An 11,410-nucleotide genomic window follows, 5' to 3' on the forward strand; every position below is an offset into this window, starting at 1 on the left:
GGCAGCGGGAACCGGTTCTGCTTTATGAGGTGTTTTTTTATGACCTTACTTTCCAAAATAGAACGCCTGCTGGATGAAGAAGTTCGGCCTCAGCTTGCCCTACACCAAGGGAACATCTCCATTGTCAGCCTTTCAAACGATGTGCTGACAGTTCGCCTACTGGGCACCTGTGCGAACTGCCCCTCTGCCACCCTTACCACTGAAGAATTCATTGCCTCTGCCGTGCAATCCCATTTCCCGCAGGTACGGCGTGTTGTACTGGATGCCGGGGTGAGTGATTCTCTGCTAAATCAGGCACGGGAGTTTTTAAGCATTCGGCATGCCAGTGCAACAAATCAATAAGGAGTGACGTAACATGTCCTGGCAGGAACTGTACCAACAAAAGAAAATGACGGCAGAACAGGCCGTCTCTCATATTAAATCCGGCAACCGCGTGGTTGTAGCTCACGCTACTGGTGAACCCAGCGTATTAATTGACGCCATGGTGAAAAATGCTGCCGCTTATAAAAATGTGGAAATTGTTCACATGGTAGCCATGGGAAAAGGCGAATACTGCCTGCCCGAATACCAAAAGAATTTTCGCCATAACAGCTTATTCTTAGGTGCTTCAACGCGCGATGCCATTGCAAAAGGGCGCGGCGATTTTACCCCTGTTTACTTTTCACAAATCCCCGACCTACTGCGCGAGGAACTGCACCCCAATGTGGCGTTACTTCACCTTTCTCCGCCAGATGAGCATGGCTATTGCAGCTATGGTGTATCGGTGGACTACACAAAGCCCGCCGCTGAAATTGCAGACATCCGAATTGCGCAAATCAACCCCAAGATGCCTCGAACCCTTGGCGACAGCTTCATTCATGTAAGTGAACTGGACTGCATTGTTGAGGTAGACACCCCCATTATTGAACTGGGGCAGGCTAAAATCGGCGATACCGAGCGTGCCATTGGCGAGCACTGTGCCTCCCTCATTCAGGATGGTGACTGCTTGCAGCTTGGCATTGGCGCAATTCCCGATGCCGTTTTGCTCTTCCTAAAAGAAAAGAAAGATTTGGGAATCCACTCAGAGATGTTCTCGGATGGAGTGGTGGAGCTAGTAGAAGCCGGTGTTATCACCAATCGCTGCAAAACGCTGCACAAAGGCCAATGCGTGGTCACTTTCCTAATGGGCAGTAAACGCCTGTATGATTATGTAAACAACAATCCCTCCGTCGCTATGTACTCGGTGGATTACGTAAATAACCCCACTGTAATTGCACAAAACGATAATTTAATCTCTATTAACTCCTGCATTCAGGTAGATCTAATGGGTCAGGTTGTATCAGACACCATTGGTCCTCGCCAGTTTTCCGGTGTAGGGGGTCAAGTTGATTTTGTGCGTGGGGCAAACCTCAGCCGCGGCGGAAAAAGCATTATGGCGATGCCGTCGTCACTCGTAAAAAAGGACGGCACGCGTGTATCTAAAATCGTGCCGCAGATTGACGCCGGAGCAGCCGTTACCACCTCCCGTTACGATGTAAACTACATCATAACCGAATATGGTGTTGCTAAGCTCAAGGGCAAAACCTTACGGGAACGTGCACTGGCTTTAATTGAAATTGCGCACCCTGATTTTCGTGAGGAATTGATGGAAGATTTCCGTCAACGATTTGGAGTATAACTTTTTTAGATAACGATACACTCTCCTACAACAGGTACACCGGAGGGGCTACGGCCCCTCCGGTGTGCTACTCAAAGAAAAAGCGCCATAAAAAGGCGGCACGCACTTACTACTGTTCTCTGGAGGAAAATAACCATGACTCACTTGCAACAATACAACCACGTTTTTATCGAGCTGTTCGGCGTTGCCGAAGAAGAGCTTAGCTCTCTGATTTACCTGCGCGGTAAATGGGATTCTCTGCAACACATTGAAATGATTACCATGATGGAAGATACCTTTGATATCTCTGTCAATTCGACCGACGTAATTCTATTTAACAGCTACGAAAAAGGGAAAGAAATTCTAAGGAAATACGGCGTGGAGGTCTAACCATGTTTTTTCCATTGGAACAACACCCAAAAGAGCAGCCTGCTTTGGTAGAACCGAGCGGCCACATACATACTTATTCCCAGTTAATTGCGGACGTAAAGCATATTGCCGAATGGTCGGTACAACACTCCCTTGTTTTATGTCTTACCAGCAACACCATTGCATTTACTGCGGGCTATGTTGGCCTTTTGTCTGCACAGGCTGTGCCTCTTCTTTTGGACGGCGAGCTCAACCCAGTGCTATTACAGAACTTGCTTTCGCTTTACCAACCCGCCTATCTGTGGGTTCCGCAAAGTAAGGCAAAAGCCTTTCCTGCCTGCAAACCGATAGACACGCTCTATGAATACACTCTGCTAAAAACAGATTTTAACCCCTGCCAAGAGCTTCACCCTGAGCTTTCTCTTCTTCTCACAACCTCAGGCTCAACAGGAAGCCCGAAGCTAGTACGCCAAAGCGCAAGCAATATCCTCTCAAATGCACAGGCAATCGCGCAGTATTTGGAGCTCGACTCCACCTCGGAACGTCCAATTCTAACATTACCGCTGTATTACACCTTTGGCCTTTCTATTTTGCACAGCCACCTGCTCACAGGCGGTACCATATTGCTTAGTGATTATAGTGTGATTCAACAGGAGTTTTGGGATTATTTAGAGCGTGAAAAAGCCACCAGTATCAGCGGTGTTCCCATGACCTACGCGCTGCTGGAACGTGCCGGCTTTTTTGAGCGTGAGCTGCCAAGTATTCACTACTTTACGCAGGCTGGTGGTAAACTACCGCACCGCCTGCACCAAAAATGTGCGGTGTATGCCCGAGAGCACGGTAAGCGCTTTTATGCCATGTATGGCCAAACTGAGGCCACAGCACGCATGAGTTACTTGCCTTGGGAGCGAGCTGAAGAAAAATGCGGCAGTATTGGAATCGCCATTCCCGGCGGTACTTTCCGCCTGCTTCAAGAAAACGGGGAAGAAATCACGCAGACAAACCAAGAGGGCGAGCTTGTATACAAAGGGCCGAACGTGACACTCGGTTACGCAGAGTGCCCGCAGGATTTGGCTCGCGAGGATGACTTTGGCGGTGTACTGCACACTGGTGACCTCGCAATGCGGGACGCAGATGGCTACTATTACGTTACCGGCCGCAAAAAGCGGATGGTTAAGCTATTCGGCAGTCGTGTAAGCTTAGATGAATGCGAAAGATTGCTTCGTGAAAGATTCAGTGGAGCAGATTTTGCATGCGTTGGGAAAGACGACCATATTACGATATTCGTAGAAAAAACAGCGGATTGCGACACCCAGCCAATTCTTATGTATTTATCCGATACTCTTCGCTTCCCAACCCGTGCATTCAAAGCAATAGAAATTGAACAAATCCCACGCACAGAGGCGGGCAAAATCCAATATACCCGTTTGGAGGAGCAGCTATGACAAAGGATGTGGAGCGCTTGCTCGAATTTCCACCTTTTACGCTTCCGCAGGCGGTAAAGGAATCCTTGTTTTTCCCAGCGGCATTGGAGCTCACTCGTTACCACAGTGCCCACTGCAAGCCATATGCCAATATGCTTCGGGCACTCAATTTTCATCCGGACGCTGCAACCCGAACTGAAGAACTGCCCTTTCTACCCTCCGGACTTTTTAAATCCATGGAATTAAAAAGTCTAGAAGGGCAAGATTACAGCCGTTCGATTACCTCCTCCGGTACAACGGGTAGCCAGCAGGTACATGTGGAGTTAGACCGAGAAACTGCCGCGGACCAACAACGGGCTTTAGCACACATTGCATCCGATTTTATTGGTGGAGCACGCTTGCCTATGCTCATTATTGACCGCCCATCCATTCTAAGTAAGGATGGTGGGCTTTCTGCCCGTGCAGCCGGAGTTCTTGGTTTTTCTATGTTTGCGCGGCGGCGCGTATTTGCCTTAGAGGATGATTACACACTAAACCTGCCGCTTATTCGCTCTTTTTTGGAGCAGGTAAACGGCGGGCCTTTTCTGCTATTTGGGTTCACTTTTATGGTGTGGAAGTATTTTTGTCAGGCGCTTCGTGAGAATAGAGAGTATGTGGATTTTTCATCCGGAACCCTCATTCATGGCGGTGGTTGGAAAAAGCTTCAGGACGAAGCCGTACCTCCCGAAGAATTCCACCGGGCGCTCGAAGAATGCTGTGGGCTGCACCACATTTATAATTATTACGGAATGGCAGAACAGGCTGGCTCCATTTTCTTTCAGTGCGAAGCCGGGCGTTTTCATGCCAGTGAGCTTTCAGAGGTGTTTGTTCGCAGAGGAGACGATTTCTCTTTGTGCAGTGTAGGGGAACCGGGCATTATTCAAGTACTTTCTCTGTTGCCTCGCTCCTACCCCGGCCACAGCATCTTAACGGAAGATTCTGCAACATTCCTTGGAATCGATAATTGCCCCTGCGGCAGACTTGGTCGCAGCTTTCGTATTCATGGGCGCCTTTTACAGGCACAGCTTAGGGGGTGCAGCGATGTTTACGCAAGATAAAACACTCCTTACTGGGGATTTTACCAGCTTAACGAATGAAGTATCTCCATTCCCTATTTTTGACGAGAGCATTCTTTCATTTTTTCAAGCGCTGAGTCATCGCCTGCGTCAGAATCCAGAGATAAAATCGCACCCAGATCTAACCGCATTTGCATTTTGGTGCCGCCTTAAAAACCTGAAGCGCCTAAAAACTAAATGGAATACCGAGGAGCTTCGCTTTGGGCGAGGACTGGCTTTTCATGTATGCCCCGGCAATGTTCCCCTAAACTTCGCCTATTCACTGGCGGCAGGTCTGCTCGCGGGGTGCCCCTGCGCCGTTCGGCTATCATCACGAAATTTCCCGCAGGCCGACCTATTGTGCCGTGAAATGGATTCCCTGCTCCGCTCCGATTTTCGTTCTCTCATTCCCTTTATTACCTGTTTTCAATGTGAGCACGACCACCCGATTCTGGCTCAGCTTTCCGAACAGTGCCGTGTACGTGTGTTATGGGGTGGGGATCAGGCCATTCGGCAAATTCGGCTTTTGCCACTCTCCCCTCGCGCTTTGGAGCTTACCTTTGCCAGCCGGTATTCTGTTTGTGCCATCGACGCAGCCGCTTTTATGTGCGACTCACACCCCGAACAGCTCGCAGAACGGTTTTATGCAGATGCCTTTTTTGCAGGCCAATGGGCTTGCACCTCTCCCCGCGTCTTGCTTTGGCTGGGAGAACCCGCCCAAATAAAAGCGGCACAAACCATGTTATGGGAGAGAATAGAACAGCTCTGCCGACAAAATGGAGAGTTCCTACCCGTTCATGCAGTAAAAAAGCGAGAGCATTTTTGCCGCATGGCTGCACAAAATCCAGAAATAAGACTGGCTGGAAAAAGCAATTATGCAGTACGGGTCATCACCCAAGAGCTAACACCGGAGCTTCTGGATTTATGGACGGGTGACGGCATGTTCTTGGAGGCCTCTTCCCATTCACTGGATGCACTCCTACCCATATTAGGGGAACGCTGCCAAACCTTGTGCTACTATGGGATTGCGCCAAAAGAGCTGCGCGAATTTTTGCTTTGCACTCGCCCAAGGGGTTGTGACCGTATTGTACCATTGGGAAACAGCATGCAGTTCTCTCTTCTTTGGGATGGCATCGACCTCATTTGTTCCATGAGCCGTAGCATTGAAATTCAAAACGAATGAAACCCTTCTTAAAATAATGACAGCCTAACTCATTAACGGAAAGGAGGGTTTATTCTTGACAACTCTAACTGTTGGGGATTCCGCACAGCGCAGTAAATGCTTTACACAACAAGATTTAATCGAGTACATGCGCCTTACCGGCGATCAAAACCCTTTGCACGAAATGGAGTCCGGAGAATCCCGATTCGATGCTCCGATTGTTCATGGAATGTTGCTTGCAGGAATTGTCTCTGCCCTAATTGGAACACAGCTTCCCGGGCCGGGCAGTGTTTACGTTAGCCAAGAGATACGATTTATACGCCCGGTCTTTTGTGGAGACACCGTCACCGTATCCTGCCGTGTAACCGAGCTCTACCCGGAAACAAAGCTTGCTCGCCTGCGAATTTTAATGCGTAACCAACACAATAAATTGGTGCTATCTGGCTACGCTATTGTATTGCCACCCGCATAAAGGCTTCAAAGAAGGCATTCATTATTTACCGCAGGTAAACGATGAATGCCTTTTTAAGTTAATATGCAATTTAATATAGATACCCTGTCTTCTGCATCATTTATGATTCCAATACCGGATTCTTTGGTCCTCCGTTAACGACTGCGCAAAAGTACTTTTCAAGAGCAGAAAATGCTCCAATTCATTAAAAATATGGAGCAAGGCGGCACGGTCTTCAAATTCTTCTCTTGTACGAGGCAGCTCACTTGCACGAAATTCTGCCCGAATTTCATTTGCATCCGTCAATAAAGCTGCCGCATTATTGGATTCCCCAAACGAAGAGGAAATGCGGCGCAAGAACAACGAGACTCGTTCTGCCTGCGCGGGTGCACCGTTTAAGCGGAGCAAAGCGATTTGAATGCGGCGAAGCACCATACATTGGTTGGTGCGCATATCAAGGTATTCCACGTAATAATTTAAATCCAAAGTTAAGGCGTTGTCTGCCGCACGGTTTGCCTGCAAACGAGCTTTCTCCAACAATTGCTCCAATAGCAGAAGCCTTGGCAGCTGGGTTATGGATTGTTTTTCAATCGCTTCGGCAATGTCATCAAGCACTCGACAAATTGCAGAATCAATTTCCTCCTGGGTTTTTCGTACGGAATGAATCCCAACCGGTAAAAACAGGTTTAGCAAAATGCCAATGCCCGCTCCAATAACCAAAAGCAAGAATTCGTTCCCGATTAGCCAAGGGTTCATAGAGCGCTCTACCCAATAGTGGGTGACCAATACCGAACACATTGCAATATCTGCCGCGGCAGAAACACTATGGCATAACGTAACAAAAGCCAGAAGATACACACCAAGCCCTGTTACGGTATAGCCGAATAAACGAAAGCTTACATACGCAATTGCAGTTGCCGCTACAAAAATAGGAATGCGCCGCCCGGCTGTTTTTAGCGTTTCTTTTTTCGTTTCTTGTAGACTGAGCAGAGTAATAATACCTGCCGCTGTGGGGTATTGCAGCCCTAGAATAAGAGCTAGCCCAATGGCGGCGCAGGCACCAGCAGTTGCTTTTACCGCCTTAGCTGCCGCTGATTTAACAATTGCCTTCAAGCGCATTTCCTCCCGTATTCACATCTATCTTCAGTATATCGTATTAAGCTTTGATAAAAGTATTATGGAATAATAAGTTCTATTATATAAGGGAAAAATCAAATTACAAGAGACTTACTGAACTTTTGGTGTACTCTTCATTTACAGTCAAAAACGTACAAGCCCCACTCTATACAGTGTGAAAAAACAGCACTGCATGGAGTGGGGCCTTTAAAATGTGATAAAATAGAATAGAAAGCTTTGGGGTAATATTACTTCAGGATTATCTCCGGCGTATCATTTATCAACTTCCCGGGGTGAACGAGCAGCACCACTTTTTCCGTATTCTTTTCTTGTGACCCCATTCGGGCAATTCCGGTCAGATAACAGCTAACTTTATCCTTACCCATTTGTGGCGGTGGCGAAATGCGGTCGCTCACAATTTTGGTAACCTCATCCACTTCATCCACAATTAGTCCAAAGTCTTTCTCATTTATACGGGTAATGATAATGCAGGTTCGTTCCGTATACTCCGCTTCCGGTTTGCCTAACCGAAGCCTTATGTCTATTACCGGAATAATCTGCCCACGTAGGTTAATGATCCCTTTGGCATAAGCCGGCTGTTCTGGCAACTCCGTAATTTCCTGCATTCCAACAATCTGAACCACTTTATCAATAGAAATACCAAACAATTGCTTTTGAACCCAAAACGTTAGATAACGCCCTTCCAGCTCATCTTTGTTTTGGTATTCTTGTTCAAACTGTTCTTCTGTCATAAGAACAACTCTCCGTTCTGCATGGGCATCCAATCTTTGACACCTGCCAGCTTGAACTTAACCACTTCACTCTGAAGTGCCTGCGCCTGCGTTGCCAGTTCTTCACTGGAGGCTGAACTCTCTTCTGCAGTAGCCGCATTGGTTTGAATAACGGCTGATACCTGTGAGAGCCCGCTGTTAATTTGCTCAATGGCAGCCGCCTGTGCGGAGGAAGATGCCTCTACCTCACGAATGGATTGGTCTACCATCTGCGCTTTTTCTTCAACCGTAATTAATATTTTCAGCGTTTCTTCTGCAAGCTGCTCTCCCTGCGAAACGGTAGAAACGGACTTTTGAATTAATTGGGTTGTTTGATTTGCTGCCTGAGCCGATTTTGCCGCGAGATTGCGAACCTCATCCGCAACAACCGCAAAGCCTTTTCCAGCACTACCTGCACGTGCAGCTTCCACTGCGGCATTGAGTGCGAGAATATTGGTTTGGAAGGCGATGTCCTCCACAAGCTTTGTAATTCTAGAAATCTCATGTGAGGAATCACCAATCTCACGCATAGCCTGATTCAATTCCTGCATGCACTTGTTTCCTTCTAGAATCCCTTTCCCGGCTTCATTCACATAATCCATTGCCTTTTTCACGCTAATGGCATTTTGCTCTGCCTGCTGTGCTACACTCACAATAGAAGCATTCAACTCCTCTACGGAAGCCGCCTGCTCGGTTGCACCGGATGATAAAGCCTGAGCCGCTGCGGACACCTGCTCGGACCCGGTATTGACCTGATCGGCAGCCGCGCGAATAGTATGAAGAGTTGAGCTAAGGTCATCTTCAATTTTCTGCAATGAAAGCCCAAGCACGTCTTCATTGGAACGAAGCGGCACCGGCTGGGTGAAATCACCATTACTAATCAGCTCAGCTACCGTTACCTGCTTGCGGATACCTTCGAGCATTTCAATAAATGCGGTGGCCAGCATACCAGTTTCATCCTTAGAATTCACATCGCTCAGGTCAACATCTATACGACCCAAAGCAATATCACCGGCGGCGTCTGCCACTCGGCCAATTGGCACACAAATACTTTGGGAGATTTTGCGGCCGAGAAAAATGGCGCCGATTGCACCAACCACATTAACGGCAATAAGAACCGCTAACAATATCATTGCAACAAAGGTGTTGGAATCACTGGTACGTTTTGCTTCTTCCATACGAGCTTCTACCATTTTTTCGTGATTCCCATAAATGGTGTTCATATCGTCTGTAATATCTACTATTGCACTAACTGCCGCATCCCGGTCTCCCGCCTTTGCACTTGCAAAGGATTTCTCTAAAGCCGGAACAAACACCGTTTCAATCATCTTTGATGTTTCTTCATACATTTTAACAGACTCGGGCAAATACATCGTTTTTCTATATCTTGCAATTGCTTCATCATAATCTTTCTTTTCTTTCAAATACTTTTGGTAGTATTCGTCCACCTTTTGGGGATCGCCTGCATAAATCATTCCGCCTCGAGCCTCAGAACGAATTAATGCCAAACTGCTGTTTGCATCGTAAATATCCTCGATGGGGGCAGTCTGACTTTCATACAAGTAGGTGTCCATATTGTTGATTTGGATCATGCCATAGGCACCAACTACGCCAACAATAACCATAAATACCACCATACTAAGAAAACCCAAAAGTAACTTTTGGGAAATATTCCTATCTCTAAACCGTTTCATAAATACAAGACCCTCCTGTAATGTTATTCTAATTTCTTTCCTTGCTCCTCCAGAGAAGATTTTCTGACTTGCCTCCCTCCTATAAATCGTCACCCTGCTGGGGAAAAGCTGCTCGCAAAAAATATCTATCTCTTGCAGTAGCAAATACTCTGCAAATAAAAACAACTACTCGATTTATCGCTGTCTACGAAAAATGACTAAATCTTCTACAGAAGAGCTACCATTGTAAAACGTATTCGATTATGATAAATTGAAGGACTTCTACAAAGTCCAATTTTATTTATTTGAATAAAAAAATGCAGCAAGAATATAATAATAATTAGTATAATGATTTGCATGTTTTAGTCGCAGTTTATCTTAAACGGTGACTTTGTTTCCCATTCCCTTGATTCAACCTACTGCAGGAGCGGGAATGACGGTAGAATCGACGGCGAATACGTTGGAACGAATGAGCATACACATTTAATGTGATATTTACATTGGAGTGACCCAAAATTTCACTAAGTGTTTTAATATCAACTCCTAGTTCTAAAGCTCTTGTGGCAAAGGTATGGCGTATCGTATGAAATTTACGGTCATTTACGTTTGCTTCAGCTAGAACCTTTTTATAAAGCCTTTGGTAAATACGAGGGTCAAAAGGAACTGTTTTACTACTTAAAACATAACAGTCTTCGTGTTTTAAAAGGGCATTGTATTCTTTTAAGCTATCAATTAAAAAAGCTGGTAGGGGTATTTTCCTTATTGAAGTTTCACTCTTGGGCGTTCCCACATGAAGGATTGTTTTTTCATCACTCATCTCTCGATTTTTAACACGAGTCACTGTGCGTGAAATGGAGACAACACCTGCCTCAAAATCGAAATCTCCCCACTTAAGACCGCATAGCTCACCAAGTCGAATACCTGAGTAAAAACTCAACGTAATACCCAAAAGACGCTTGTCTCTCGATTGATATACTATGTGTTCAATCAATCTTTGCTCTCTCATAGTGAATACCTCAACTTTTTTACTGCTTTTTACTCTTGGTAGCGTAACGAATTCTGCAACAGCAGGCACATGGGGAAACTCTTTATTAATTTCTTTTAGTGCAGTCTTAAGAATGGATAGAATCTTCTTTCGGTACGTTGCAGAAAGAGCGGTATTACAGTTGATTTCTTCTACTAATCGTTTTATAGATTCTTCTGTTATTTGAGAGTTAGCGTTATGCATAAAAAAAGGAATTACATATCTGTTTATGCAGTAGTAATAATTTTCGTACGTTGATGGTTTTAACCGGGTTGTAATTTCTCCTGTAAGCCAATTTTCAAACAAATCTTTTGCAGATTTGGTATTTATTTCCTTATCTATTTTCTTCGTTTTATTCAGTTCACGAGTGTCTTTCATTTTTAAACGAACCTCTTTATAGGATTTAGCGTATAAATAGCGGTACTTTCCATCCGGTAAAATGACTCTTCCTTCCCACCTACCATCTTTACGCTTATAAATATTTTCTCCTTTTCGCGGCATTTAAAATGCTCCTTTCAAATATGACGTTTCTTGCTGACGGCGATTTTTTTTGCTTTTATCAAAAAAGGGCAACATATTCATTAAAAATTATCTACAAATGAACGCGAAGGCTGTGTTTTTCGTCACATTGACAAGCAAAATAAGATAATATATAATAAAATTTGTCGTAGTATGTCAAAACATGGAAGTC

11 protein-coding genes are annotated in these 11,410 nt (G+C 45.6%); 7 read left to right on the forward strand and 4 right to left on the reverse strand.

Translation table 11 applies throughout. The features are described 5' to 3' along the window. Window positions 1-39: 39 nt before the first annotated feature. The 7 genes from E7L17_RS01820 (at window position 40) to E7L17_RS01850 (ending at window position 6,157) form a co-directional block, all read left to right on the forward strand. Window positions 40-342 carry a NifU family protein gene (locus tag E7L17_RS01820; RefSeq protein WP_316321552.1) on the forward strand — a complete coding sequence of 101 codons (303 nt, stop codon included), beginning with the start codon at window positions 40-42 and terminating at the stop codon, window positions 340-342. 13 nt (window positions 343-355) lie between these two features. Then, window positions 356-1,657 (forward strand): acetyl-CoA hydrolase/transferase family protein, encoded by a 1,302-nt coding sequence (locus E7L17_RS01825; RefSeq protein WP_316321553.1) that lies wholly within the window; start codon window positions 356-358, stop codon window positions 1,655-1,657. 135 nt (window positions 1,658-1,792) lie between these two features. After that, the gene (locus E7L17_RS01830) at window positions 1,793-2,026 is read left to right on the forward strand and encodes an acyl carrier protein (protein ID WP_316321554.1); all 234 of its coding nucleotides are present in this window, start codon (window positions 1,793-1,795) and stop codon (window positions 2,024-2,026) included. Between the two features lie 2 nt (window positions 2,027-2,028). After that, entirely contained in the window at window positions 2,029-3,450 is a 1,422-nt protein-coding gene (locus tag E7L17_RS01835) for an AMP-binding protein (RefSeq protein ID WP_316321555.1), read from the forward strand. Further along, complete coding sequence (locus E7L17_RS01840; RefSeq protein WP_316321556.1) at window positions 3,447-4,526, forward strand: acyl-protein synthetase; 1,080 nt, start codon at window positions 3,447-3,449, stop codon at window positions 4,524-4,526. The genes E7L17_RS01835 and E7L17_RS01840 overlap by 4 nt, the downstream gene beginning before the upstream one ends. Continuing rightward, window positions 4,510-5,706: an acyl-CoA reductase gene (locus E7L17_RS01845; protein WP_316321557.1), complete on the forward strand. Its 1,197-nt coding sequence runs from the start codon at window positions 4,510-4,512 to the stop codon at window positions 5,704-5,706. The genes E7L17_RS01840 and E7L17_RS01845 overlap by 17 nt, the downstream gene beginning before the upstream one ends. A 55-nt stretch (window positions 5,707-5,761) precedes the next feature. Continuing rightward, window positions 5,762-6,157 (forward strand): MaoC family dehydratase, encoded by a 396-nt coding sequence (locus tag E7L17_RS01850; protein WP_316321558.1) that lies wholly within the window; start codon window positions 5,762-5,764, stop codon window positions 6,155-6,157. 96 nt (window positions 6,158-6,253) lie between these two features. On the opposite strand, the gene E7L17_RS01855 is transcribed toward E7L17_RS01850, so the two are convergent. The 4 genes from E7L17_RS01855 to E7L17_RS01870 form a co-directional block, all read right to left on the reverse strand. Next, entirely contained in the window at window positions 6,254-7,249 is a 996-nt protein-coding gene (locus E7L17_RS01855; protein ID WP_316321559.1) for an aromatic acid exporter family protein, read from the reverse strand. A 251-nt stretch (window positions 7,250-7,500) separates the two neighbouring features. Continuing rightward, window positions 7,501-8,004 (reverse strand): chemotaxis protein CheW, encoded by a 504-nt coding sequence (locus E7L17_RS01860; protein WP_316321560.1) that lies wholly within the window; start codon window positions 8,002-8,004, stop codon window positions 7,501-7,503. Beyond that, window positions 8,001-9,716: a methyl-accepting chemotaxis protein gene (locus E7L17_RS01865; protein ID WP_316321561.1), complete on the reverse strand. Its 1,716-nt coding sequence runs from the start codon at window positions 9,714-9,716 to the stop codon at window positions 8,001-8,003. Before E7L17_RS01865 ends, E7L17_RS01860 begins: the two co-directional genes overlap by 4 nt. A 352-nt stretch (window positions 9,717-10,068) precedes the next feature. Beyond that, complete coding sequence (locus E7L17_RS01870; protein ID WP_316321562.1) at window positions 10,069-11,220, reverse strand: tyrosine-type recombinase/integrase; 1,152 nt, start codon at window positions 11,218-11,220, stop codon at window positions 10,069-10,071. Window positions 11,221-11,410 lie beyond the last annotated feature (190 nt).

It is taken from the genome of Clostridium sp., assembly GCF_032576335.1.
Taxonomy (GTDB): Bacteria; Bacillota; Clostridia; order Oscillospirales; family Acutalibacteraceae; genus Faecalispora.